Below are 24924 nucleotides of genomic sequence, written 5' to 3' on the forward strand. Positions count from 1 at the left end.
CGGTCGCACGATGCCCGCCGTGCTGTGAGCGTCTCCAGGCCGGGCATCGTCCGGCTCCGGCCGCCAATGAGCTCATCCGGCGCTGGCCGCGACCTCGGCGCTTCGCTTGAGCTTCTGCCAGCGCAGGCGCCGTCCAGCCACGGCTGTCACCGCTGAGCGCAACAGCACCGCGTACATGATCTGCCGGTAAGCGAACTGCTGCAGCGGCAGTGCCCACAGCGGCCGCAGCGGCTCCCGGTCGAGCCGAAACGCGAGTATGGCGGTGACGGCCTGGATGGCCAGAACTGCCAGCCAGCCGATCAGGGTGCTCCAGCGGTCGAGGAAGAAAACGCCGAACACGGTCATGAGGTCCAAAATCGGGCCGAACAGCGGCAGTACGACGCTGAACAGCGCGATCAGGGGCAGCCCACGTCGGCCAAAGCGCCCAGAGGCGCCGGGCTCGATGACCGAGCGGCGGTGTTTCCACATCGCCTGCATGGTGCCGTAGCTCCACCGGTACCGCTGCTGCCAAAGCTGGCGCAGCGTGTTCGGCGCCTCGGTGTGGGAGCGGGCGGTCTCCTCGTAGACCACACGCCAGCCCTGGCGCAGGACCGCCATGGTCAGGTCGGTGTCCTCGGCGAGGGTGTCGATGCTCAGGCCGCCAGCGTCGGTGAGGGCCTGCCGGCGGAAGGCGCCGAGGGCGCCGGGGATGGTGGGGATGCAACCGAGTGCATCGTAGAGCCGGCGGTCGAGGTTGAATCCGATTACGTATTCGATGTGCTGCCAGCGCGGTAGCAGCCGACGGCGGTTGCCGACCTTGACGTTGCCGGCCACGGCCCCGACGGTCGGGTCGGCGAAGGGCTGCACGAGGTGGCGCAACGCGTCGGGCTCGACGATGGTGTCGGCGTCGACCATGACGATCAGGTCATGTCTGGCCAGCGCGACTCCGGTGTTGAGGGCCAGTGCCTTGCCACCGGACGGGACCCGCACCAGCCGTACGTCGTCGATGCCCAGAGCATCGACAGCGGCGGCCGTGGCATCGGTGGACTCGTCGTCCACGACGATGATCTCCATGCTCGGATGGTCGGACGCGGCGAGCGTGCGTACGGTCGCGGCGATGGTGTGCTGCTCGTTGAACGCCGGCACGATGACCGACACCGGCTCGTCGACGGGCGGCCCCCACGTGAACGCGGGCGCGCGGCGGCGGCGGGCGTGGCGGACCGCGACGGCGAACAGCAGCAGGGTGCGGGCCAGCGTCAGGACACCGACGACCACCAGCAGCCACCACAAGACGACCATGAGCCCGTCGGCGGCGCGGATCGTCCACACCAAGGCGCCGCCACGCCACTTCTGGCCGGCTGTGGCCAGCGGGTTGACCGCGGTGGCGATCGGCGTCTGCAGGGACTGCGAAACGGTCGTAAAGCGGTAGCCGTTCTCGCGCATCGAGGGGATGTAGCGTTCGAGCGCGGCGACGGTCTGGGACCGGTCTCCGCCCGCGTCATGCAGCAGCACGATCGCCCCGCGCCCTCCGCCAGGGGTGGCGTTGGCGGCGATCGCCTGCGCCCCGGGCCTGGCCCAGTCGCGGCTGTCGGCGTCTTCGAGCACGTTGAGGTAACCCTGAGCGGCCGCCTCACGCATGACCTGCCAGTCGCTGTCACCGACCGCGTCAGTGGAAGAAGAGTAGGGCGGCCGGAAAAGCGACGTCGTCACGCCCGTGGCATACGCGATCGCCAGTTGCGTCTGGGAGTACTCCAGATCGCGGCGCCACGCGGGGATCGCTGACAGGTCGGGATGGCTGAACGTGTGAACTCCGATCTCGTGTCCTTCAGCCACGATGCGCCGGGCCAGGTCCGGGTAGCGGGCGACCTGCGATCCGACGACGAAGAACGTGGCCCGGGTGCCGGTGCGGGCGAGCACGTCGAGGATCCGGGGAGTCCAGGTGGGGTCAGGGCCGTCGTCGAAGGTCAGCGCGACCGTCCGCTTCGCGGGCCGCCAGGTTTGTGGTTTGGAGCCGGCAGGAGCAAGGACCGGGCCGCCGTCGCGGACAGCAGCGGGCACGGCCGAGGCGGGCTGATCGGGCGCCGAGGAGGCGTCCGGCGCAAACGACGCGTTGGCGTACGCCTCGACCAGCAGTAGCGCAGCGACGATCACCACCAGGGTCAGCAACACCAGGATGCGGATTCCTCGGCCGGCCGGTCTGCGGGTGCTGAGGAACCCGGTGGTGGTCGGGTCGTCTGCGGGCCGGTTGCTGCTCGCGTACAGCGTCATCGTCGACCGCACCGCGGGGAGGGACCGTCGCCGGCCGGGGCGCAGGTGGCGGCGGGGGTGGGGCGCACGGTCCCTGCCGACAGGCTCAGCCAGGCCACCGTGGCCAGCACCGCCACCGCGCAAGCGAGGACGAATGCGATGGCGCGGATGCGGCGCCTGCGCCGGCCGCTGTCGTCGACGAACACCGGGGCTGCTGGGTCCGGCACCACCATGACGGCCGTCAGCTCAGCGGGGACGACCTTTGCCACGCCATCGGCGTTGATCCGGGCCCGCCCGACATGCCGCCACACCTTGGCCCGGCCCACCTGGTTGCTGCCACTCACGGCATCGCGCCTTTCGATCTCACATGGGACAACTGATCAGGGAGCCGGCGGCAGGAAAGCGGCACCGGCCGAGACCATGTCGCGGCCGGTGCCATGGGGTTAGAACTCCGAGCGTTCCTCGACCGTGCGGTACTCGGTCGGTTCGCGGGTCACCACGGCACGTCTGCGCGGTCCCCAGATCAGCGCGGTGAAGATGAGGCCGACAACACCACCGATCATGAAAATCACGCCGATGACGTCGATGTCGATACCGCCGATGTCGAAGTCCAGCGCGAACGTGAGGATCGCGCCGACGACGATCAGAAAGATGCTGGCACCGATACCCATGAGGGTCTCCTTCCAGGCTGCGAGCGTCCTGCTCAGCAGCCGGGATACCCCCGCCGCGAACACCGAAACGAAGGCCGGATATCCAGCAGGGCTCTGACCTGCACGGATGCGTATCGCAGCCCGTGGCCTTATCGGTTATGTCACAACCAAGTGACATCGAAAGCACCTGCTGCGCTTATCGTCCTTCCGGGTGCCGCCAATCAATCAGCCCGGCTGTGTTGCGCGGGAGTTGCGCTGCCGTCCGCGAGGCCGTCGGCGGGCGCGAACGCCTGGCCGGCATCTGCCGGATCGGTGGCACGGAGGTCGGGATCAGAGCGATGCCGCCATGCGTCGGACGCCCTCGGCGAGCAGTTGCGGCGAGGTGGCGAAGTTGAGGCGGGCGTGGCCCTCGCCGCCGGGCCCGTACTCCGGTCCGGAGCTGAGCGCGACGCGCCCGCGGTCGAGGAAAATCCGGGCCGGGTCGTCGGCGAGATCCAGCGCGTGGCAGTCCAGCCAGGCCAGGTAGGTGGCCTGTGGCGGATGGTGGGCGATCGCGGGCAGGTGCTCTGCCAGCAGTTCGCCCAGCAGCCGGCGGTTGCCGTCGAGGTCGGCCAGCAGGTTGTCGAGCCAGTCGCGGCCGTGGTCCAGCGCGGCGCTGTGGGCGATGACGCCCAGGTGGCTGGCCGCCTCGCGCACCTGCTCGGGAATGCGGCCGAGGTCGGCGACCGCTCGGGGACCGGCTACGACGACGGCGGCCTTGAACGCGACCAGGTTCCACGCCTTGGATGCCGACAGCACCGCGAACGCCTCATCGGAACCCGGCAGCGACAGGTAGGGCACGTGAGGCTGTCCGGGGTACATGAGTGGCGCGTGGACCTCGTCGACGACGACACGTACGCGGTGTCGGCCGGCCAACTCGGCCACCGCCGCCAGCTCATCGCGGGTGTGTGCGGTGCCGGTGGGGTTGTGCGGGCTGCACAGCAGATAGGCCGCCGTGCCGCCGGTGCCGGTCGCGGCACGGAAGGCCGCGTCGAGTGCGGGCAGGTCCAAGCGGTGACCAGAGCCCAGCGGGACCGGCACGACGCGCCGCTCGATGTTCTCGATGAGCTGGAAGAAGGGCGTGTAGACAGGCGGGTTGACCACTACCGCGTCGCCCCGGCGCGTGACGGCCTTCAGGACCTCGCCGATGCCCGCTGTCACGTCGGGCACGGTGACACCCTGCTCGGGGTTCAACGTCCATCCCCATCGATCGGCCGCGAACCGGGCGAGTGCCTCGGGATACGGCCGGCCCTCGGGGTAGCCCGTGTCGCCGAGAGCGATCGCGTCGACCACCGCCCGCACGACCGGCTCGGCGAGGTGCACGTCCATCTCGGCCACCCACATCGGCAGCACGTCGGGGCCGAACCGGCGCCACTTCATGCTGGTCCGCCGCCGCAGCTGCGCCCACGGCACGTCCAGAACCGGCTCGACGGACGGTGTCACAGCTCGTCATCGCCCAGAAGGATCCTGGACACGGCACCTTGCGCCTGCCGTGAGTGTCAGTGCCATACCTCCCATCCTCCACCGGGCAGTTTCCGTCACGGGCCGGATTCGCCAGTCGAGCACGGCATGGCCGTGCTGCCGTTTCGGCGCGACCGGATCTGCAGCAGGTGCGCCGACGAGTTCGCGGCAGCGCAATCGTCACGATCCACGATTAGGATCACCGGGTGCGCCATAGGGAAGGCATGGTCGCTCTGGTGACCGGGGCGAATCGGGGTATTGGTTTCGAGGTTGCCCGCCAGCTCGGGCGGTCGGGATACGTGCCGATCGTCGCCTCGCGTGATCGCGGGCTGGGCGCAGCGGCGGTCGCACGGCTGTCCGAGGACGGCGTAGTCGCCGAGTACGTCGAGCTGGACGTGACCGATGAAGCGACGGTTCGGGCGGCCGCTGGATGGATCGATCGCCGGTTCGGACGGCTGGACGCGCTGATCAACAACGCGGCCATCGCCATCGACGATGCCCGGCCCAGCCAGTTGCCGGTCGATTCGTTCCGGCGCACGTTCGAGACCAATGTGATCGGTGTCTTCACGGTGACGACACTGATGCTTCCGTTGCTGCGGGCGTCGGCCGGCGGCCGCATCGTCAACGTCTCGTCTGGATCTGCCTCGCTGAGTCTGACCAGCTCCGAGTGGCCGGACGAATGGAATGCCGCCGCCTACCCGTCGTCGAAGTCCGCGGTCAATGCGCTGACTGTCCAGTTCGCAGTCGAGCTACGGTCCACCGCCATAAAGGTCAATGCGGTCGATCCCGGGTATACGTTGACGGAGATGTCACCCGGCGCGACTCGGACCGCGGCCGAGGCAGCGGCAGTGGTGGTGCGGTTCGCCACTCTGGATCCGGAGGGGCCGAGCGGCGGGTTCTTCAACGCGGAGGGCCCGATTCCCTGGTGACCACACCCGCCGCCGATGGTCGAGCCGTGACGAGATCCTGCGCCAGCAGGGATGGGCCGGCGTCGACAGGGAGCCGCCGCCCCGCCCAGGTCCGACTCCGGCGCTCCACCGGTGTCCGTCTCGCCGGACGGGGTGACGGTCGCCGCGAGGCTGCTCCTCGATCGGAGCTGATGATCCGGCAGCGCACATAACGAAACCGGGCGTACGGTTTCCATGAGTGTGCGGCGGGCATGGGCGCCCCGCGTGCGGCGCGAGATCGCGGGCAGGCGGGAAAGGGGCATGTGATGAACACGATCGGTTACGTCGGCCTCGGAGCGATGGGTGGCCGGATGGCCGGGCGCCTGCTCGGGCTGGGGAACCGGGTGTACGGCACCAACCGCACCCGGGCCAAGGCGGAACCGCTGATCGAACGCGGTCTCATCTGGTGCGGCACGCCACGGGAGGTCGCCGCCGCGGCGCAGGTCGTCTTCAGCATGGTGACCGACGACGCCGCCCTGGAGTCGATCACGGCGGGTTCGGCCGGGATCCTCGCCGGCCTGGGACCCGGAAAGATCTACCTCGACATGAGCACGGTGAGCCCGGCTGCCAGCAGCGGGCTCAGCGACCAGGTTCGCGCGACCGGCGCGCACATGCTAGCCGCCCCGGTCTCCGGCAGCGTCCACGCCGTCGAGCAGGGCAGCCTCGCCATCATGGTCGGCGGCGACACCGAACCGTTCCACGCGGTCGAACCGCTGCTGCACCAGCTTGGCCAACAGGTGACCCATGTCGGTGGCAACGCCGAGGCGCTGCTGCTCAAGCTGGCCATCAACGACAGCCTGGCTGCGCAACTGCTGGCGTTCTGTGAAGGCGTGCTGCTGGCCGAGCGCGGCGGCGTCGACCGCAAGAAGGCGATCGAGGTGATGAACGGCAGCGCCATCGGTTCGCGGTCGCTGCGGGCCCGGGCTGATTTCCTGCTCGACCCGCGGGCCGATCCGTGGTTCGACGTGGCGCTGATGCAGAAGGACATCCGCCTGGCCCTTGCCACCGCCGACACGCTCGGCGTGGCAATGCCGGCGGCGCAGGTCACCGACGCACTGCTCACCAAAGCTCGTGAGCTGGGACATGCCGACCGCGACATCGCCATCATGATCGAAGTGCTGCAGCAGCTGCCCACCGGGTCGGCGCGGCCGTGACGGCCGCACCGATCGCGAAGCACGCGGCTGGCCCGGTGCGCCGCGTGCTGCCCGCCCAGAGCTGTTGTTGAAATCTTGGAAACGCTCGGTCCGGCGGCGCGATTCGAGGCACCGTAGGACGAGGAAAGCGACAGTGAATGGACGGATGCCATGCCACTTGAGGGTGAGTACGAACCCAGTCCGGAGAAGTGGGTGCGCGATCAGGTGGAACTTTACGAGAGTTCCGGCGGCACCCAGGGCACGACGCTCATGGACACCGGCCTGCCGGTGATCATCCTGGCCACGCTGGGCGCCAAGAGCGGCAAGATCCGCAAGACTCCGCTGATGCGCGTCGAGCACGACGGCCGGTACGCCGTGGTGGCCTCGCTGGGCGGAGCGCCCAAGCATCCCGTCTGGTACTACAACGTCCGGCAGCACCCCACGGTGGAACTCCAGGACGGGCCCCGGCGCCAGGAGATGACGGCCCGCGAGGTGACCGGGGAGGAGAAGGCGCAGTGGTGGGACCGGGCGGTCGCGGCGTATCCGCCGTACGCCGACTACCAGCAGAAGACCGACCGCGAGATCCCCGTCTTCGTCCTGGAACCGACCGGCAACTGAGCGGTCGAGCCTGAGGCACATGGCCAAGATCACTTCTAGGTTCCGTCGCCCGTTCAGGTGGGGAAGCGGCGTAGCCAGGCGTTTCCGCCTTGCGGCGGACCTCGGCGGATGCGACGTATCGACGACATCAACCGTCCGACGGAGCCGGGGTCACACGCTTGGCTGCTTACCCCTATCCTCGCGGGGTGCTCGCGAACATCAACATCACAGAAGTACTCCTTGTGCTGCCTGTCGCTGCCGTGACGGTCGCCATCCTCGGTTACTTCGCCGGCCGGGCCGTCCGGCGGCGACGCTCACGGGTCGGCCGGTGACCAGACGGCGTACGTCCAGCTCACCTCCTACGAAGTCGGCTGCATCGCCGGGTGGTCATCCGGTGACCGGCGGAAAGCCGATGCCCTGAGCCGCAAGAGCGTCGACCGCCTATCGGTGGCGTAGGTGGATCCGGGTGCAGGTGCCCGCGGGGGTGGTGTGCACCCGCACCAGATCGCAGAGCTGGTTGACCAGCAGCAGCCCTCTTCCGCCGTCAGGCGCGTGTGCCGGCACCGGGATCCGCCCGGCAAGGGGATCGCTGAGGTGCCCTCGGTCGGTCAGCTGGCAGACGAGGTGGTCTGCGTCGTGCCAGAGCGCGAGTTCGCCGGTGCCGCCGCCGTACTTGACGGCATTGGTGGCCAGTTCACTGATCGCGATGGTGAGATCGGCGACCTGCTCGCGTGTCATGCCGGCCTGCTCGGCGTGCTCGGCGACGAAGCGGCGTACCGCCGCGAGGGTGTACAGGTCGACGGTGACGGTCACCGCGTCGGCCGGCGGGGCAGGCAGCGGTCGGTTGAAGCCCGCCGCGACCGCCACCGGATCGTCGTAGTGGACGCTGTCGAAGCGGCGGGTGGCGTCCAGCATGACCGGGTGTGTCCGGTGGGCATCCTCGATCCACACTGGATCGAGCAGCTCAGTGTTGTACGGGCACAGAATCGTGGCCCGTCGGCCGGTGAATGCGGCGTTGATGAGGGCTTCGTGCTGGGCGCAGGCCGGGTACTCCGCGGCGCTGCGGCCGGCCCAGATGGGCTCGCCGATCAGGCGCACTCGACGTCCGGGGTGGGCGTTGGCGAAGGCGAGCAGGACGGTGGGGATGATCCGGCCCGGGTTGCGGCCGACGACCGTCATGTCGCGCAGCAGCACCTGCTCGGCGTCGGCACCTAGGGCGTCTCGGATCAGTCGCAGGTTCGGGCCGGGAACGGCGACTGCGACCGGTTCCCCGAGACTCAGGCCGTCGCGGATGAAGGACACGGTGCCCGCCAGGTACTCCTCGTCGTTGCGGTAGAGCAGCGCTGGGTGGACGAACCCCTCCACGGTGGCGGTGGTCATGCGGCCATCTCCGTACTTGCCGTGCCAGTGCCGCCGGTGGCGTGGACCAGGCGCATCTTGGGTAGCTGTGCGACACCGAGCCGGTCGAGGACCGTCGATATCGCCGGTTGGGCACCGGCGAGGTGGACACCGTTCGGTGCGCGCTGCGCCAGCTGGCCGAGCATGGCGGTGGCTGCGGCGTCGGCGAAGCGCAGGCCCGCGACGTCGATCAGGATCGGGGCGGCCGGGTCGGGTTGTTGGTCCAGTACGGCTTCCAGCGTGGCGGCGATCGCCTGGCGGTTGCTGAGGTCGGCCTCACCGATCAACCGGAGCCCGTAGGGGTCTGTCGTGCGGCTTATACGCAGCAGCGGCGCCCATCCGGTCTTGACGTGGCCGGCGATCGATGCCGGATGCGCGCACGTCACCTGTCGTAGCAGTTCGCGGGGGAAGGCACGCCGGTCGTAGAGGCAGACTCCCAGCGCCTGCCCGTCCAGGTAGAGCTGGTTGACCTGCGCCTCGTACCCGGCCAGTTGATCGACTCCGGGGGGTTCGGCCAGCGCCCAGGTCATATCGCCGACCAGCCGCAGCCCGCGGTAGCCGTCGCGGATGGTCTGGTCGATGTGCCCCATCAGAGTTTCGAGCAGCCGGTCGGGCTCGAACCGACCGGCCGGCAGATACGCCTCCCGGGCTGACAGCACCTCAACCTGTCCTGACCGCCGGGCAGCCGATGTCACGATGGGGAGCTCGTCGATCCCGGTCTGAACCGCCGTAGGCGGCAGCAGCGATCCGGTGAACATCATGACCTTGTCGCCGGCGTCGAGTCCGGCGGCGAGCGTCTGCGCCATCACGTCGAGAACATCGCCGACGCCGTCGACGAACGAACAGATGTGATCGCCGAGCTCGAGCTGCCCTGCCATGCTGTCTCGTGCCATGTGATCACCGCCCGACATCGTCCAGACCTGTTCGGCACGCCCTGACGCCCAGACGAGAACACGCGGATGACCGCAAGGCGGAATGTCCTCGGAACGGTACACCAGCTGATGTCGGCGGTGCCGGGCTTGGGACGTCGCCTGCGCGGATCCTCAAACGGGACCCTGAGCGGGGTGCACACCCCGGTGCGGTCGTGCGCATCGCCGTGATTGGTGGTTCTGCCGCTCGCGTTGCATGCCGCCTCGGCCGCACCGGCGCACCCTCAGCCGTGACCGAGGTAGGTGTCGACCTCAGCAGAAGGCGCGACCATGCCGTGGATGTCAGACCGCAGGCGCCCGGTAACCCATGGAAACCACGCGGCACGTCGTTTCAGAACGTGTTCGGCTGACGGTTACCACGGGTTCGGCAACAGCGTCGCCGATGACGGGTCCGCTGCCTGCGACGTTTCGGTGGCGGGCGCAGGTGGCGCAACCAGCTCGTCCGCGACCGCCTCACCGGTCAGCAGCTCCAGCACGCCGGTGACCGCCATCACCCGGCGGACCAGGCCGACGGCTCCGACGACGTTGAAGGCGACACCCGAACGGTGTGCCCTCTTGCGGGCGGCGAACAGGACATGCAACCCGGTCGAATCCATGAACGAGACCTGGGAGAGATCGACGACGACTCTTGTGACATCCGCCGTGTGGATCGTCTCGTACAGGCTGTTCAGCAGGTCCTCGCGGACCGCCAGATCGATTTCGCCGGACACGGCCACGACCGCCTCGCGCGGGTCGCCACCGTGCACGTCGACTTTCGCGACCTCCACGTCAGCTTTCCTCCCCGTCCGAGGGCACCGGCTCCAGGCCGGTCGCTGCCGCGACCTTGTCGACGTCCTGCTGTCCGTACGCGGTGCGCACCCCCGACACCGACATGCCCGCCGCCGACGCCAGCTCGCCGAACGTGTACGGGTGCGGATACACGAACTGGCGGCCGTAGGCCAGCAGCAGCCGGATCTCCTCCTCGGCCCGCATTCGCCGGGCGTGCGCGTCCGCCAACGCCGCCAACACCGCGTCACTGCTGGTCACGACAGCGGGGATCGGGAGGACGGCAGCCAGCACGGTCTTGACATCAGCGGCCACTCTGCGCGTACTCATGAAACGAGATTCGCATAAACCTGCGACGAACGCAATCCTTGATGATCATCAGCGATGGCGGCGTGCGTCAACGAGCCGGTGGGAGGGCGACAACTTGTGCGCCACGCACTTCTGCAGGCGCCTGGCCTTCTTGGCTGCGTAATGGCTGTTCAGGCCGGGTGGGGCGGGCGGGAGCCCTTGACAAGATCACTCACCCGACCCACCGCGACCCCCGAGGCGGCCCGGCGGTCATCCCACCCGGAACGGCCGCATCATGTCGTTGTCCTCGTGCTCGAGCAGGTGACAGTGCCACACGTAGCGCCCGGCCAGGTCGAAGGTCGCCTTCACCCGCGTGATCTCGCCGGGAAAGGTGAGGACGGTGTCCTTCGTGCCGCGGTCGCCCGGCCGCGGCGGTTGCGTGCCGTCCTTGCCTCGGCCGAGTACCTCGAACTGCACCACGTGGAGGTGGATAGGGTGGACATGGGCGCTCCAGTTGTGCAGCTCCCAGATCTCGGTGGCGTTCAGCGCCGGCCGCTCGGTGATCGAGTCGTGCCAGTGGTGCGGGTCGGCGTGCCCGTGCTCGTCGATCGTGCAGAGCATCATCTTGATCGACCGGTCCTGCCCCAGCTGCTCGTCCAGGGCCAGTCGGCGGGTCTTGCTCGCCCGGCCGAGCGGTCGGATCCGGGGCAGGTCCAGGTCCTCGGGCGGGACGCTGCGGTCCTTGCCGGTGAGCCGCCCGACCGTGAACTTCATGACCTGGCCGGTAGTGGCCGGATCCGACGGGTCGAATTCGTCGCCGCAGAGCTCGTCCGGCCCTTCGTTGACGAGGTACAGCTCGGTGCCTTCGCGTAGGCCGGTGAAGTCCACGATGACGTCGGCGCGCTCGGCCGGGCCGAGCAGCAGTTGCCGCAGGGACATCGGCTCGGGCAGGAACCCGCCGTCGTTGCCGATCTGCCAGATCGGCAGCGCCGCCGGCGCTGGGCGCTGCGCCAACTGCTCCGTCACGAGTTTCATGATCAGCACTCGGCTGTTGCAGCCGTTGAGTAGTCGCAACCGGTAGCGGCGCGGTTCAACCTCGAGCACGGGCCAGGTGCTGCCGTTGACCGTGATGGTGTTCGCAAGGAATGCCGGGTTCCAGATCGGCGGAAAAGGACCGTCCGGAATGTATGGTTTCGCATCGTCGGTGAAGGCGCGGCTGGTGGGGTAGAACAGCGAGCCGTCGGCGTTGAACGAGCGGTCCTGTACGACCAGTGGGATCTCGTGGTAGCGGGTGCCGGGCTGGTCGCCCACCCTTGGCGCGGGCCCCGGGAGCACCCCGGGCGGCAGGTCCCCGGAGCCGCCGCGCAGCAGGTAGAACCCGGCCAGGCCGGCGTAGACGTTGACGCGGGTCATGCCGAGGGTGTGGTCGTGGTACCACAGCGTCGTCGCGCGCTGGTCGTTGCCGTAGTGGAAGGTCGCCGAGCCCGGCTTCCAGGCGTCGCCGTGGCGCTGCGCGAATTCGTCGCCGAACTCGTCATAGAAGCTGCCCACTGTGGCATGGCCGCGCGGGATGTTGCGCGCCTGCGGCAGGTACCAGGCCTCCGGGTAGCCGCAGCTGTCCTCGAGTGAGCGCCCGCCGTGCAGGTGCGTGACGATCGGCACGGGCCCCCGATAGGGACCCGGCGTCGAGGTGAAGGTGGGCTGGGTGTCCCGACCGGTGGAACCGCCCGGTGGGTTGGCCCAGTGCAGCGTCGGATCCACCGCCAGAAGGTGGGGGCGGAAGTCGCCGGACGCGTCGACGAGTTCATTGACCCAGGTGACCCGGACCGGACGGTCGACGCTCGCCTCGATGGTGGCTGACGGGGTGCGGAAACTGCGCGGGTTCGACACGTCCCCGTAGCCCCACACGGTGGTACGCGGCAGGCCCTTCGGCAGGATCTGCTGGCGGAACTGGCGTACGCCGACCAGGTAGTGGGCCGGGCCGCGTCCCTCGTGGCGCGCGGGCGGTATCACCGACGGCACCGTCAGCGGCGTGACGTACTTGCGGATCTTGTTCGGGTTCAAGGTGCCCGCCCGGCCCTGCCCTACCGCCCAGGCCCAGCCGCCCTGCTGGGAGAGCGCCGTGACGGCACCCAGTGCCGCCGTCGCCTGAAGAATCCGCCTGCGGTCGACCATGTAGCACACCTTCCGCCGCGGACGCGGCAGCCCCGAAGCTGTTGCGGAGCAGCCCTCGCTCCGCAGACCGCCGGCCCCGCGGACGGCGTCTGCCAGGAGGAACGAGCAAGTCGACCTTGGGAAACGAGCCGCTTTCCTGCTCGCCTCCGAGATGCATCGGCTGCGACGAGTCGGTCGGCCGAGGTCGATGTCGGCCAGGATCGGGTGCCATCACCGCCGGGCACCGGCGCATCCATGGACGCTTGAACGGCAGCTGACGAAGCGTCAGAGGGCGGGCACCCCCGCTGCCCCGCGCCGGCTTATGGGCGGGCACGGGACAGCTCACGGCGGGATCACCCACGCCAGCCCACTTTGGATCACGCCGAAGTCGGGTGCGGCCTTCATCAGGGCTTCGAGCTTCTCCGCCACGGCCCGCAACAGCCCAGGATGGTGGTCAGGCTCCTTCCCGGTCCTCAAGTCCGACCGCGGCTTTGAGCTCGTCCACGTCGCTGTGCAGGCCCGGCTGTCGGTCGGCCTCGGCGACGTGGCTCATCAGGTCGGCCAGCCCGTCGGCGATGGCGTTGAGCTTGTGCTGGACAGCCTTGTCGGCGCGGGTCTGGGTGTTCTGCAGCAGTGCCACCATCAGGAAGGTCACGATCGTCGTGGCGGTGTTGATGATCAGCTGCCAGGTGTCGACCTCGCCGATGACGAAATACGACGGAGCCCAGATCAGCACCAGCAGCACGCACGCCGTGAAGAACCACGCCTTGGAGAAGAAGGCTGATGCGCGGGTGGCGAAACGATCGAATACACCGAGCTCGCGGCTGACGCTGCTGGGCATCTCGGAGACAAGGATGCTGTCGGGGCCGTGCTCTGGGGGATGCGCGCCAGACCGCCGGCGGGGAGCTTTTGTCATGAGGGTGCGATCGTCCTCTGAAACGACGGGCAAACGTGAGATTCGTCCAGCGGCAGGTCGGGTAGTGGCGTGAGGTCACAGCCGACCCGGTGGAGGAGTGTCACGTGCAGCCGACAACAGGCAGGACCCGCAACGCGATCTCGGCTGCGGCACGGCAGGTCGTGGACTGGGCCGGATCGGCCTGGGCCGCCGCGGCAGCGGTCGCGGTGGCGTTGCTGTGGCTGGCCGGCGGCGTGTTCGGCGGCTTCACCGAGCGCTGGATTTCTGTGCTGGTCGCTGTCACGAGCGTGTTCACGTTCATCATGGTGTTCTTCGTCCAGCACACCACGGGCCGGGAATCGCGTGCGGTGCTTCTCAAGCTCGATGAACTGGTGCGTGCCACCACCGGAGCCCGCGACGAGCTCATCGCTGCCGAGCAGGGGCCCCTCCGCGACCAGGAACAGCTCGAGGAGCAGTTGAAGTCGTCGCGATGAACCTCAGCCGGGCGGGCCGGTCTGGCGATCCAGCCGGCCCGGTGCGTTGCACGTGGGCCGGTGTTGGAACTGCCGCCTCGGTGCGCCGCGAGCGACCTGAAGCGAGAAGAGTTGCGATGCCGGAACGATCACCGCTGAAGATCCTGCTGGTGGAAGACGATCCCGGCGACGCGCTACTCGTCGCGAACGCCCTGGACAGCCACGGACTGGCCGAGGACATCTTCCACGTCGGCGACGGCCGGCAGGCGCTGGGCTTCCTCCAGGACCCCACCGCGCCGCGACCGGACCTGGTTCTGCTGGACCTAACCTGCCGCGGATCTCGGGGCACGAGGTGCTCTCCTTCGTCAAGCACGACATCCGGCCGGCCACGATCCCGATCGTGGTGTTCAGCACCTCCAGCAGCCCCCACGACATACAGGCGAGCTGCGGATCACACGCCATCATCGCAAGTCGAGATCCACTTCCGCAGCGGCCATGGCGGTGAAGGTGAGGATGGTTGAGCGCCGGCGTCCACGCCTGCTGTCGGACCGAACCTCGCGAACGACATCACTCACTGGTCTGAGTGTGGGCCGGTCCTGAGTCGTAGCGGTCGAGAAACGCGTTGGCTGGGAGGTCGAGTGCATGCAGTTTGGAGAACACCTCCGTGCCCGCGCCCATCTCCTCGTCGCCATCGGAGATCATATCGGAGATCCGGTATGCCTGCACCATGTCGAGGACTTCGTGGTCGCCCTCCCTGGCGTACTCGGCCGACTCCCGCTCGGCCAGTTCGATGGCCTCGTCGAGGGACGATGCTCGGAACAGCACGACACGCTCCTCGAAGGGACGGTCTTCCCAGGTCAGCCATCTATAGAAGGTTCTGGCGCTGTACCACGCCATCGGCTCATGCCTCATTGCCGGTCCGCCATCCCCTCGCGCCAAACCGTGATCATCGCAAAGGAAGATCCATTTTTGCAACAGGCCTAGGCGCGATCAGCCGACGGCATTGCGGCTCGCCGGACGCACCCGTCGAATGAAGGCCGAGTAGCTATCGCTCATGCCATGCCTCCATTACGTCGCCGGGCGCCAGGGGCATGTCCCTATGGTGCGGCATGCAAATCCATGACTACAAGGCGGCCAAATTCGACCTGGTCCGGCCTCGATGCGGTGTGGCCCGTCACGGTCGCCGGCTCACCCACGACGCTTCGAGCGGACGTCGCGATACGAGGTTTGCGCCCGCGTCCGGCGGGCAGATGCACGCCATAAGAACTCACGCGCAAAAGAGAAGGTCATGACTGTCGCCGGAATCATCTCGGCTCTTATCGTCGGCCTGGTCATCGGCGCGCTCGGCCGGCTCGTGGTGCCGGGCCGCCAGGGTCTGCCGATCTGGCTGACCATCGTCGTGGGCATCGTGGCCGCGCTGATCGGAACCGCGATCGCGCAGGCGGTCGGCGTCGCCGTCACCGACGGCATCGACTGGATCGAGCTCGTCTTCCAGGTCGGACTTGCTGCACTCGGTGTCGCGCTGCTGGCCGGCGTCCGTGGACGCAGCACGGTGTGACGCACGCACGCACGGCTATGGCGCGGGGCCCGAACTGAGTTCGGGCCCCGCGCCATAGCCGTGGCCGTCGATCGGCCGCCAGCCGCTCACTTCCGGGCGATGTCCCGGGGGTCCCACAACCCCGGGCGCCATCCGCCCTTCCCTCGTCGGAGATCGGGCGTTGGAACGGTAAGCACTCCTGACGGTCAATGGGCCGACCGCGCAGCACCAGGTCGCGCAGGCCACCGGTCTCCGACACGACATGACCACGCACCACCTGCGCGTACGGGGTTGTGGCTGAAGGTGACGGGGTAGGCGTCAGAGTATGAGCACCCCGGCTGAAGGTTCATGGCGTTCGGGCACACTGATCGACGACCGCTACCTGTTGACGACCCCGGTCGGCAGCGGCGGCACCGCGACGGTCTGGCACGCCCGCGACGAACGGCTCGGTCGCATGGTCGCGGTGAAGCTGCTCAGCCCCGGCATGCTCGCCGACGACCTCGCGGTGCAGCGCCTGGGTGTGGAGGCGCAGGCCCTGGCCCGCCTGCGGCACCGCCACATCGCCGAGGTCTACGACTACGGCGTGAACCGCCAGGCAGGCCAGACGACGGCGGCATACCTTGTCATGGAACTGATCGACGGAGTGCCGGTGCGCCAGGCCCTGGCCGAACAGGGTCACCTGCCCTGGCCGCAGGCCGTCAGGATCGCGGCCCAGACCGCCGACGGGCTCGCCGCCGCACATGCGCGTGGCATCGTCCATCGCGACGTCGCACCGGGCAACATCCTGCTCACCGCCGACGGCGTCAAGATCATCGATTTCGGGATCTGCGCCTCCACCGGCAGCGAGGAGCTCGACGCTGACGGCAACCTCATCGGCACGCCGGCCTACCTCGCCCCGGAACGCGTCGACAACCGGCCGGTCCAACCGCCGGCTGACGTCTACGCCATCGGCGTGCTGCTGTACCGCATGCTCAGCGGCCACCTGCCCTGGCCGGCAGACACCCCCGTCGGTCTGCTCACCGCGCCACACCTGCGCCCGCCGGAGCCGATGCCCGACATCGCAGGCCTGCCCACGAGCGTCACCGACACGATCGGGGCCTGCTTGGACCTCGACCCCGCCGCAAGGCCCACCGCCACGCACCTGGCCGACGCACTGGGCACCGCCGCTGACGGAACCGACGCCGCGGCACCATCGGCCATGCCGTACGCGGAGTCCGGTGCCGCGGGCACGGTGACCCACATCCTGCCCTGGCGGCAACCGCCGGCACCGCCCCGTTCCCGCCGCCCGGCCCCCGCCGTGCTCGCGGCCGCCGTCGCCCTCGGCGGCCTGGCCGTCGGCGGGGCGCTGTGGGCGTTCGGCACCTCCGACCCGCAGCCGCCGCCTGCCGCGGCCGGACCGCCCGGCGGTACGCAGCCAGGATGCGCGGCCGTGTTCCATCTGGAGGCCGACACCGGCACCCGCTTCGCTGCCACCATCACCGTCACCAACTCGGCGCCCGACGCCCGGACTCCCGCCCGGATCTCGTTCGATCTGCCCGGTGACCAGAGGATCCTCTCCGACGCGCACTGGCAGCAGAACGCCCGCACGGTCACTGCCGGCGGCACCCGGACGCTGGACCCCGGCGCTCAGCTGAGCCTGCCCGTCAGAGGGACCTACCGGAACGCCAATCCGCTGCCCACCACGTTCCGGCTCGACGGGTTGCCGTGCGCGGCCACCCTGCTCGGGCCGTCGGGAGCAATCATCACCCCGCAGCCGGGCACGCCCACCGTGGCCGGCACGGCGACAGGTCCGGCCGGCCCCACGCCGGGGCCGCGGCAAAGCCCGGACGTGACTCCCGAACCCGTCCCGCCCAGCCCGGACAGCAGTCCGAGCAGCGTTCCGAGCCCGCCCGCACTCTCACCTTCGCCGGCACAGGGCGAGGCGTGACCTCGTGGCATCTCTGCGCTCAGCAGCGCAGCGAGGCAACACTGACTGTCGCCGCGGACTGGGTCTGAGCGCCGAATTCAACATCTGAGTGGTGCGGTGGTCACAGTGCGGCCGGCGGTCGCTCACCCCCGTCAGCGACCGCCGGCCTTTCACTGTCCGGGTGAACGCCGTCCCCCAACGGCATCTGTCCACCCATCCCCCTGTGCACTTCGCTCGGCGCCACCAACCGGAAAACGAGTTCTCCGGCCGGGCCGGCCCGCTGGGACCCCTGGGGCCTTCATCGAGCGTCGCGCCACTGGTGGAAACGTTATGTCGTCTGACCTGCGGTCGTCCAGGGTGCGGCCAAGATTTTTTCACGGAAAGTAGTCGCGACATCTACGGTGAGTGCGGCGATGAGATGGCGGTCACTGCTCGCCAGACGCCCTGCCGCACGCGGACCCGCTTCATGGAGTGGCTGTCGTGACCGTTGGTGTGGGCGTTTCGCGATGGGCATCACCGACCCGACCTGCAGCACGGTGATAGCCGCCCGATCGTGAGCGCCACGACCCGTCCGGCACCGCTAGGCTCGGGACCACCGGTGATGCGGAGGAGGCGGCGTGATCGTGGCGGGCGAAGCGCCCGGGGCGTCGGGCGTTCCCTCCGGCGAGGCGGCGACGCCGTTCGTGCGTGAACTGCTGTCCGGGCTTCCCGCCAGCTGCAGCTGGCTGCTGCCGGTGACCGACGGCGACGGAGCGGTGGTCGACTTTCGGATCGCCGCGGCCGGCTCGCGCGCCGATGACGTCGGCGGGCGCAGCGGCCAGGACCGGGTGGGCCGCACCATGGCGGAGCTGTATCCCATGCTGGTGGGGGAGCCGTTGTGGCAGCTGTACCACCAGGTGCTGGCCGACGGTGTGCCCGGCCGGTTGCCGGACTTCAGGTACACCACCGACCAGCGCGGCATCGTCGCGACGTCGCTGTTCGACATAACGGTGCACCGGGCCTGCGGCGGCCTGCTGGTGTACTGGCAGCGCCTGGACGAGGACCTGCGCCGGCTGGAACAGACCGAGATGCTGGGCAGTCTGGGCTGGGGCGAGACCGACCTGAACACCGGTGAGACGACATGGTCGCCGGGCATGTATCGGGTCTTCGAACGCGACCCGGCGCTGGGCCCGCTGAGCCGCGGCGCGCAAGCCGAAATGATCGTCGCGGAGGACCGGCCGTTGCGCGAGACGGTCTGGCAGATCCTCGACAGCGGCACGATCTCCGACCTGACCCTGCGCGTGCGCGTCGGCGACGAGATCAAGCACCTGCGGCTGGTCGCCGACATCGCCCGCGACCCGGCCGGGCAACCGGTGAAAGTCTATGGCGTCGTGCAGGACGTGACCGCGCGTGAGACGACCCGCAACACGATGGACCGGCTCCGTGCACAGCTGCACACCCAGGAGCTGACCATGCTGGCCGAACATCGGCTGGCCGGCCGGCTCCAGCAGATCATCCAGCCGGTGCCCGAGGACGTCGTCGAGCTGGGCTGCATCCAGGCGTTGGTGCGCTACCTGCCGGCCGAGAACTCCGTACGCGTCGGCGGCGACTGGTACCACGCGCTCACCCTGCCGACGGGCCGGGTGCTGCTGGCCATCGGCGACGTCGTCGGCCACGGTCTGCCCGCGGCCACCGCCATGGCCCATCTCCGCTACTCACTGACCGCGTGGACCTCGGTCGGGATCGGCGACCCGGCACAGCTGCTGCGCCACATGAATACGCTGTGCCTGCAGCTGAACACCACCGCCACCGCTGTCGTCGCCGTGTACGACCCCACTGACGGGATGCTGGTCTGGGCGCGGGCCGGCCACCCCATGCCGCTGCTCGGCAGCGCCGGGAACGCCGGGCCGCTGCCCTGGCTCGACGGGCTGCTGCTGGGTGCCTCGGCACAGGCCGAGTATCCGCAAGGGCGCGTGCGGTTGCGTCCGCAGGACGTGCTGCTGCTCTACACCGACGGCCTGATCGAACGGCGCGACGACGACGGCGACCGGACGCTGCACGACGCGACCTCGGCCCTGGCGTTCCTCAGCGGCGACGCGGCACGCCCGCTGACCACGCTGCTGCCGCGACCGAACCCGCACGACGACACCTGTGTCCTGGCCGCCCGCGTACGGTGCTGACCGGCCGGACGCCGGTCACAACCGCATTCTCACCTGGACCACGGTCGCCTTGTCGGTGTGGTACGTACGAACCTCGTCGCAGACCTGGTCCACGATCGCCAGCCCACGCCCGCTGGGAGCGTCCGCCGCAGGCATCCGAGCCGGCGCCGGTCTGCCGCCGACGGGGCCCTGGTCGTGCAACTCGCAGACGATCTCACCCGGCTCCGCCCACAGCACCATCGTCCCGCCGCCGGCGGTGTACATCAGGGTGTTGGTGGCCAGCTCGCTGACGGCGAGCGCCAGCAGTCCGGAGCGGGACGACGGCAGGCCCGCCCGCTCGGCGTACGAGGTGACGTGGGTGCGCAGCTTGCCCAGGTCCCCGGCCTCGCGGTAGGCGATGCGGTGCGGCTCGGTGTCGAACACGGGCGGTTCAGCGCTCATGGCCATTTCCCGGGGATGGCGGGGCCAGCAGGTCGGCGACTCCGGTCATCTTCAGCACGTGCGAGACCATGCCGCCGGCTCCCGTGACGTACAGCGCGCGTCCGTGCTGCTCGGCGTGGCGGTATCCGAGGACCATGGCATGGATGCCGCTGGAGTCGAGGAAGCCGACGGCGCTGAGGTCGATCTGCACCGCGGGCGATTCCGCGAGCGCGGACAGGATCGCCTGCTGAAGATCCTGCAGGCTGGACAGGTCGCAGTCGCCGAACAGGCGCAGCACGATGCGGTCTGACTGCGGCTCCGTACTGAAACGGAACGGCACCACTTCACCACCCACCTAGCCGCAGCGCCCGGTCACGACATCCTCGCATTTCGGTGCCGGGAACGCATATCCGCAGCCGCGGTTCAGGCAGACGTGTTCCGGACGCGTCGCGAAAGCTCGGTCGGCGCGGACGTCGCGGCGTTCATGAGGTGATCCGCCCACATCCGGTAGCCGGCGGCACTGGGATGGAAACCGTCCTCGGCATAGAGGTCGGGGCTGTCGATCCGCGGGGAGGGCACGTGGACTGTGGACGGTGCGGCCGCGGCGACCCGGTCGAGGCGAAGGTCGAGGTGCCGCGCGTGCATCGCCAGCACCGCCCGCGTCGGCTGGGGCAGCGACGGGAACCCGGCCAGATCCGGAACACCGGCCAGCACGATGCGACCATCCGGGCGCAGGCGCCCCTGCAGCGCGGCGACAAGCGCGGCGACATCGCGCTGCCACGCGCGCGCCGACCGCATCTCCAGCACGTCGTTGACGCCGAGCACGACCACCACGACGTCGAAGGACTCGTCGGGCACCTGCGGCAGCAGCCCGGTCAGCGCCTGCCGGGCGTTCGACCCGGTCCGCGCGGCGACTCGCCAGCTCACGGGACGTCCGCTGTGCCGGGCCAGACGTGCGGCGAGTGCACGGGCAAGCCCGTCGGACTGCGCGGGCACCCCGACACCGGCGGCGGTCGATTCGCCGAGCAGCAGGACGGCCAGCGCGTCACGGTCTCCGGCGCCTTCCACACCATGCCGTTCGCCGCCGGCCTCGGGCAGCACGGGCGTCCGGCGGCGGACCCGGACGCCCTGCGTGATCAGGACCGGTGCCAGCGCATACGCGAGGGGGCGGCTGGCACGTACGGCGATCTGGCCCATGCCGCGGATGCTAACAGCGGTTCGGGCGCGGTCCTCCACGCGCATGGCCATGCGGCGGTCACCGAGACTGGGCCGTCACCCGATAGTTGAGCTCCACCAGGTCGTGGGAGTAGACCGGCGTCCGGAAGATCAGCCGCAACCAGCGGTGCTCTCCGCCACGCGGGTCGGCGGCCACCTCGATGCGCTCGTCGCACGCGCCTACGTGTACCGCGGCGATGTTGGCTGTGCTGCGGAAACGGCGCACGCTGAGCTCCACCGACAGCGCCTGCGGCGGCTGCGGGTAGGGCAGGCTGTCGGGTAGGAAGACCGAGAACTCCTGGAGGTCGTCGAGGCGCACCACGCCGCGGAAGCCCTCCCGGCGGGCCAGGCGGACGTGTCCGCTGTAGATGGTCGAGCGGACCGGCTCACCCGTCGTGGGATCGGTGCCGTCCAGGAAGGCGCGTGGTCCGGGCACGACGGCCCGCAGCTCCAACAGGTCCACCCGGGAAGACTAGACCCTCGGCGTACGGCCGTGCGAGGTCGACGAGCGGACTGGGTGAGGCGGGTCCCGGATCGCCTATCGGGTGATGTTGAGCGTGGCGATGAGGTCTTCGTGGAGTTCGAACCACACCCGGTGGCAGGAGTCGACCTCCGTACCGGTGATCCATACCGGATCGTCCGAGGCCTGGGCCAGCGCCCAGGCGAAGCGGCGGTGGTAGCCGCCGAACCGGGCCAGGTGTGCGACCAGCCGGTCTTCCAGCGGTCGAAGCTGTGCGGCGAGCTGGGTGAGCTGCCCGAAGACGTCGCCCGTCACCGGCGGAGTGGCGGTGTTCATGGAACCGAGCTGCCATGACGTGAACGCTTGGGTCGCCTGCGAGTTGACGGGGAGGAACTCCTCGTGGACGGCGGTGACGGTGTCACGGGCTCCGACGCGGTCGAGTTCCTCCTGCAGCCGGGTTTCGCCGTGGCGGCGGCCGGCTTCGGCGAGCGACCAGCCGGTCAGGCCGGCGAAGGAGGCGCGGGTGACCCAGCCGTACGCCTGGGCGTCGAGCAGGTCCTCCCGGGTCTGCTCGACGTCGAGGCCGAAGCGGGCGGCGACGGCGTCGGTATCGGCGAATCCCTTGAGCCGGACGGCGTGCAGCACCAGGAGGTCGGTGGGCGACGCGTGGGGCATCAGGGCGTTCCGTTCGCCGCGGTGACGGTGCCGAGGGTGCCGTCGACGCAGACCGGTGTCCCGTCGTCCAGCTGGGACATCGCGTGGGCGGCGCCGACGACGGCCGGGATCCGGTACTCGCGGGCGACGATCGCCGCATGGCTGAGCAGCCCACCGGTCTCGGTGACGACGGCGGCGGCGAGCCGGAACAGAGGTGTCCAGGCCGGGTCGGTGGTCCGGCACACGAGCACGTCGCCGGGCCGCATCCGGGCGAAGTCGTCGACGGAGCGCATCAGCCTCGCGGGTCCGCGGGCCTGGCCGGGACTGCTGGGCACGCCGGTGACGAGGACAGGGGGCCGGTCGGTCATGGTGCCGGGACGTCCCATGATCGCTTCATGCGGCCAGCATCGCTTTCCACAGGCTGCTTGTCAACGAGCCGTACCGCGAACGTCCCACCGGACCTGCTGGTGGTCATCCGGGCGGCGATCCCCCGTGGGCGCCGTGGGCGCCGCAACGCCGCCCGGATGGTCGAAGGGGTGTGGCGGGCCTGTCGGCCGGCCGTCCACCGTGTCGGAACGCGGCGAACCGGGCGGGCGTTCGTTCGGCCCTGGTCAGCGCCCGCACCAGCTCCTGCGAGCCCCGCCTGATGCGCTGATGCCCGGGATCGTCGTGGCCGGAGTTCATCCAGGCGACACGGTCGTAGTAGGACAGGATGTCGAGCGGCACGTGAGTGCCGCGTCGCCGCTCACGGAAGTACGTCCAGCAGCCGTATCGCGATCGCGGTCATCGTCGCGGCGATGACGACGTCGAGCACCCGCCACGTCACGGGCCGGGCCAAGACCGGGGCCAGCCGGTGCGCCCCCGCGCCGAGCGCGGTGAACCAGACCACGCTGGCCAGTGCCGCACCGGCCGCGAACAGCCACCGGCTGGGGTCGCGCAGGGCCAGGCCGCCGAGCAGCAGCACCGTGTCGAGGTACACGTGCGGGTTGAGGAAAGTGAACGCCAGACAGGTCAGCAGGGTGGCGCGTAGCGGCGTGCCCGCTGCCACGCGCGGATCGAGGCGGCCGGGCTGCAGCGCGCGCCGCGCCGCCAGCACCGCGTACCCGAGCAGGAACGCGGCACCGCCCCACCGGATCGCCGCGAGCAGGCCGGGACGGTCGGCGACGAGCGAGCCGAGCCCGCCGACCCCCGCCGCGATCAGCAGCGCGTCGGCGGCCGCGCAGGTAACCACGACCGGCAGCACGTGCTCCCGGCGCAGGCCCTGGCGCAGCACGAAGGCGTTCTGGCTGCCGATGGCCACGATCAGCGCCAGGGACGACGTGAAACCGGCGAGCAGCGAGGAGATCATGTTCTCGACGGTACGGTCCTTGGCGGCACCACTCCAGCTAATGTTTCTTAATAAGCATTAGCATCACTTAGGTGAGCCTGGATTCGGCACAGCTGGAGACGTTCGCCGCCGTCGTACGCGAGGGCAGCTTCGACGCGGCCGCGCGGGTGCTCAACCTGACTCCGTCCGCGGTCAGCCAGCGGATCAAAGCGCTGGAACAGGCCACCGGTCAGGTCCTGGTCCGCCGGGCCAAGCCGTGCCAGGCCACCGAGGCCGGTGCGCCGCTGCTGCGCCTGGCCGGGCAGATCGCCCTGCTCGAACGCGAAGCCCTGGCCACCGCCCGGGGCGCCCGCGGTGGCACCTGGACCAGGGCTGCCATCGTCGTCAACGCAGACTCGCTGGCCACCTGGTTCATGCCCGCGCTCGCCGCAGTGCCGCCGGAACTCCGGCTGCGGTTCGACGTATACCAGGACGACCAGGAGCACACCGCCGAACTGCTGCGCAGCGGCACCGTGATGGCCGCGGTCACCGCACAGAACGTGCCCGTGCAGGGGTGCCGGTCACAGCGGCTGGGCGCGATGCACTACCGGGCCGTCGCGGCACCGGCCATGTTCACCACCTGGTTCGCCGACGGGATCACCCCGCAGGCGCTGGCGGACGCGCCGATGCTGGTGCTTAACCGCAAGGACCGGCTGCAGCACCGGTTCCTGCGGACTATCACCCGCCGGGAGCTGGATCCGCCGATCCACTACGTGCCGTCGGTGACCGCGTTCGACGAGGCCATCCGCCTGGGGCTCGGCTGGGGCATGGTGCCCGAGCCGGTCGCCGACGCGGACCTGGCCGCGGGGCGCTACCGGGAACTGGCGCCGGGCAGCCGACTGAGCGTCCCGCTGTACTGGCAGCACTGGCGGCTCGAATCGGACGCCCTCACCGCGCTCACCACGGCCGTCCAGGCGACCGCCGCCACCGCCCTGCGCTGATCGGGGGCGGTGGGACCGCCGTCAGCGCGAGGCGATCAGCCACCGGCCCCCGACGCGTCGTCGAAGCGCGCGGCGAGGGTGAGGAACTCCTCACCCCACCCGCTGGACAACGCGACCTCCTGGATCGGGCCGGTCGGGGCGAACAGCACCGACAGGGAGAACGGCACCCTGCCCTCGGCGCGGACCACCGCCGTCAACCCGTCGATCTCGACCAGGGCGGCATCGGCGTCCAGGAAGGACGACCACGAGAAGTCGTTGTCCGGCCGGGCCAGCCACGCCCGCACCTCACCCAGCACCATCACGAGCGTTGCCACATCGACACCCACCAGCCG

27 protein-coding genes are annotated in these 24924 nt (G+C 69.8%); 8 read left to right on the top strand and 19 right to left on the bottom strand.

What is annotated here, in order from left to right; translation table 11 throughout:
* Window positions 1–72: 72 nt before the first annotated feature.
* The 4 genes from FLL47_RS33055 to FLL47_RS33070 form a co-directional block, all read right to left on the bottom strand.
* On the bottom strand, window positions 73–2247 hold the full coding sequence (locus FLL47_RS33055) for a bifunctional polysaccharide deacetylase/glycosyltransferase family 2 protein (RefSeq protein WP_144126570.1): 2175 nt from the start codon (window positions 2245–2247) through the stop codon (window positions 73–75).
* Window positions 2244–2570: a hypothetical protein gene (locus FLL47_RS33060; RefSeq protein ID WP_144126571.1), complete on the bottom strand. Its 327-nt coding sequence runs from the start codon at window positions 2568–2570 to the stop codon at window positions 2244–2246. Before FLL47_RS33060 ends, FLL47_RS33055 begins: the two co-directional genes overlap by 4 nt.
* A 99-nt stretch (window positions 2571–2669) precedes the next feature.
* Window positions 2670–2960: a DUF6458 family protein gene (locus tag FLL47_RS33065; protein WP_342780382.1), complete on the bottom strand. Its 291-nt coding sequence runs from the start codon at window positions 2958–2960 to the stop codon at window positions 2670–2672.
* Window positions 2961–3206: 246 nt separating this feature from the next.
* Window positions 3207–4358, bottom strand: coding sequence for a MalY/PatB family protein (locus tag FLL47_RS33070; RefSeq protein ID WP_246158975.1), 1152 nt, complete (start codon window positions 4356–4358; stop codon window positions 3207–3209).
* A 242-nt stretch (window positions 4359–4600) separates the two neighbouring features.
* On the opposite strand from FLL47_RS33070, the gene FLL47_RS33075 reads away from it, so the two are divergent.
* The 3 genes from FLL47_RS33075 to FLL47_RS33085 all read left to right on the top strand — a co-directional run bounded on the left by FLL47_RS33075 (window position 4601) and on the right by FLL47_RS33085 (window position 7074).
* Window positions 4601–5305, top strand: coding sequence for an SDR family oxidoreductase (locus tag FLL47_RS33075; RefSeq protein ID WP_144126572.1), 705 nt, complete (start codon window positions 4601–4603; stop codon window positions 5303–5305).
* Window positions 5306–5589: 284 nt separating this feature from the next.
* On the top strand, window positions 5590–6477 hold the full coding sequence (locus tag FLL47_RS33080; RefSeq protein WP_186316052.1) for an NAD(P)-dependent oxidoreductase: 888 nt from the start codon (window positions 5590–5592) through the stop codon (window positions 6475–6477).
* Between the two features lie 150 nt (window positions 6478–6627).
* Window positions 6628–7074, top strand: a complete 447-nt coding sequence (locus tag FLL47_RS33085) for a nitroreductase family deazaflavin-dependent oxidoreductase (RefSeq protein WP_144126574.1) — start codon at window positions 6628–6630, stop codon at window positions 7072–7074.
* Between the two features lie 420 nt (window positions 7075–7494).
* Here the strand turns inward: FLL47_RS33085 and FLL47_RS33090 are convergent, their stop codons facing one another.
* From FLL47_RS33090 to FLL47_RS33115, 6 genes are all read right to left on the bottom strand, one after another.
* Window positions 7495–8433, bottom strand: coding sequence for a sensor histidine kinase (locus FLL47_RS33090; protein ID WP_144126575.1), 939 nt, complete (start codon window positions 8431–8433; stop codon window positions 7495–7497).
* Window positions 8430–9446 carry an MEDS domain-containing protein gene (locus FLL47_RS33095; protein ID WP_144126576.1) on the bottom strand — a complete coding sequence of 339 codons (1017 nt, stop codon included), beginning with the start codon at window positions 9444–9446 and terminating at the stop codon, window positions 8430–8432. The genes FLL47_RS33090 and FLL47_RS33095 overlap by 4 nt, the downstream gene beginning before the upstream one ends.
* Window positions 9447–9733: 287 nt before the next feature.
* Window positions 9734–10147, bottom strand: a complete 414-nt coding sequence (locus FLL47_RS33100) for an STAS domain-containing protein (RefSeq protein ID WP_144126577.1) — start codon at window positions 10145–10147, stop codon at window positions 9734–9736.
* A gap of 1 nt (window position 10148) precedes the next feature.
* The gene (locus tag FLL47_RS33105) at window positions 10149–10475 is read right to left on the bottom strand and encodes a hypothetical protein (protein ID WP_144126578.1); all 327 of its coding nucleotides are present in this window, start codon (window positions 10473–10475) and stop codon (window positions 10149–10151) included.
* Window positions 10476–10703: 228 nt separating this feature from the next.
* On the bottom strand, window positions 10704–12608 hold the full coding sequence (locus FLL47_RS33110; protein WP_144126579.1) for a multicopper oxidase family protein: 1905 nt from the start codon (window positions 12606–12608) through the stop codon (window positions 10704–10706).
* Between the two features lie 433 nt (window positions 12609–13041).
* The gene (locus tag FLL47_RS33115) at window positions 13042–13428 is read right to left on the bottom strand and encodes a low affinity iron permease family protein (protein WP_144126580.1); all 387 of its coding nucleotides are present in this window, start codon (window positions 13426–13428) and stop codon (window positions 13042–13044) included.
* Window positions 13429–13607: 179 nt separating this feature from the next.
* Here FLL47_RS33115 and FLL47_RS33120 point away from each other — a divergent pair, with 179 nt between their 5' ends.
* Window positions 13608–13976: a low affinity iron permease family protein gene (locus FLL47_RS33120; RefSeq protein ID WP_186316053.1), complete on the top strand. Its 369-nt coding sequence runs from the start codon at window positions 13608–13610 to the stop codon at window positions 13974–13976.
* Between the two features lie 546 nt (window positions 13977–14522).
* On the opposite strand, the gene FLL47_RS33125 is transcribed toward FLL47_RS33120, so the two are convergent.
* Window positions 14523–14852: a DUF4288 domain-containing protein gene (locus tag FLL47_RS33125; RefSeq protein ID WP_186316054.1), complete on the bottom strand. Its 330-nt coding sequence runs from the start codon at window positions 14850–14852 to the stop codon at window positions 14523–14525.
* A gap of 391 nt (window positions 14853–15243) precedes the next feature.
* Here FLL47_RS33125 and FLL47_RS33130 point away from each other — a divergent pair, with 391 nt between their 5' ends.
* From FLL47_RS33130 to FLL47_RS33140, 3 genes are all read left to right on the top strand, one after another.
* Entirely contained in the window at window positions 15244–15513 is a 270-nt protein-coding gene (locus FLL47_RS33130; RefSeq protein WP_144126583.1) for a GlsB/YeaQ/YmgE family stress response membrane protein, read from the top strand.
* 304 nt (window positions 15514–15817) lie between these two features.
* Entirely contained in the window at window positions 15818–17419 is a 1602-nt protein-coding gene (locus tag FLL47_RS33135; RefSeq protein ID WP_144126584.1) for a serine/threonine-protein kinase, read from the top strand.
* Between the two features lie 596 nt (window positions 17420–18015).
* On the top strand, window positions 18016–19557 hold the full coding sequence (locus FLL47_RS33140) for a PP2C family protein-serine/threonine phosphatase (RefSeq protein ID WP_246158976.1): 1542 nt from the start codon (window positions 18016–18018) through the stop codon (window positions 19555–19557).
* 15 nt (window positions 19558–19572) lie between these two features.
* On the opposite strand, the gene FLL47_RS33145 is transcribed toward FLL47_RS33140, so the two are convergent.
* The 7 genes from FLL47_RS33145 to FLL47_RS33175 all read right to left on the bottom strand — a co-directional run bounded on the left by FLL47_RS33145 (window position 19573) and on the right by FLL47_RS33175 (window position 23633).
* Window positions 19573–19977, bottom strand: a complete 405-nt coding sequence (locus FLL47_RS33145; protein WP_144126585.1) for an ATP-binding protein — start codon at window positions 19975–19977, stop codon at window positions 19573–19575.
* Window positions 19967–20296 carry an STAS domain-containing protein gene (locus FLL47_RS33150; protein ID WP_186316055.1) on the bottom strand — a complete coding sequence of 110 codons (330 nt, stop codon included), beginning with the start codon at window positions 20294–20296 and terminating at the stop codon, window positions 19967–19969. The genes FLL47_RS33145 and FLL47_RS33150 overlap by 11 nt, the downstream gene beginning before the upstream one ends.
* 83 nt (window positions 20297–20379) lie before the next feature.
* Window positions 20380–21153, bottom strand: coding sequence for an SGNH/GDSL hydrolase family protein (locus FLL47_RS33155; protein WP_186316056.1), 774 nt, complete (start codon window positions 21151–21153; stop codon window positions 20380–20382).
* Between the two features lie 58 nt (window positions 21154–21211).
* Complete coding sequence (locus FLL47_RS33160) at window positions 21212–21634, bottom strand: hypothetical protein (RefSeq protein WP_144126588.1); 423 nt, start codon at window positions 21632–21634, stop codon at window positions 21212–21214.
* A 75-nt stretch (window positions 21635–21709) separates the two neighbouring features.
* Entirely contained in the window at window positions 21710–22306 is a 597-nt protein-coding gene (locus FLL47_RS33165) for a hypothetical protein (protein ID WP_144126589.1), read from the bottom strand.
* Complete coding sequence (locus FLL47_RS33170) at window positions 22306–22671, bottom strand: PEP-utilizing enzyme (RefSeq protein WP_222106308.1); 366 nt, start codon at window positions 22669–22671, stop codon at window positions 22306–22308. Before FLL47_RS33170 ends, FLL47_RS33165 begins: the two co-directional genes overlap by 1 nt.
* 359 nt (window positions 22672–23030) lie before the next feature.
* Window positions 23031–23633, bottom strand: a complete 603-nt coding sequence (locus tag FLL47_RS33175; protein ID WP_144126590.1) for a LysE/ArgO family amino acid transporter — start codon at window positions 23631–23633, stop codon at window positions 23031–23033.
* Window positions 23634–23710: 77 nt separating this feature from the next.
* Between FLL47_RS33175 and FLL47_RS33180 the strand changes: the two genes are divergently transcribed.
* A complete protein-coding gene (locus tag FLL47_RS33180) occupies window positions 23711–24592 on the top strand; it encodes a LysR family transcriptional regulator ArgP (RefSeq protein ID WP_144126698.1) in 882 nt (293 codons plus the stop codon).
* Between the two features lie 35 nt (window positions 24593–24627).
* Here the strand turns inward: FLL47_RS33180 and FLL47_RS33185 are convergent, their stop codons facing one another.
* Window positions 24628–24918 (bottom strand): hypothetical protein, encoded by a 291-nt coding sequence (locus tag FLL47_RS33185; RefSeq protein ID WP_144126591.1) that lies wholly within the window; start codon window positions 24916–24918, stop codon window positions 24628–24630.
* Window positions 24919–24924 lie beyond the last annotated feature (6 nt).

Source organism: Catellatospora sichuanensis, assembly GCF_007483665.1.
Lineage (GTDB): Bacteria > Actinomycetota > Actinomycetes > Mycobacteriales > Micromonosporaceae > Catellatospora > Catellatospora sichuanensis.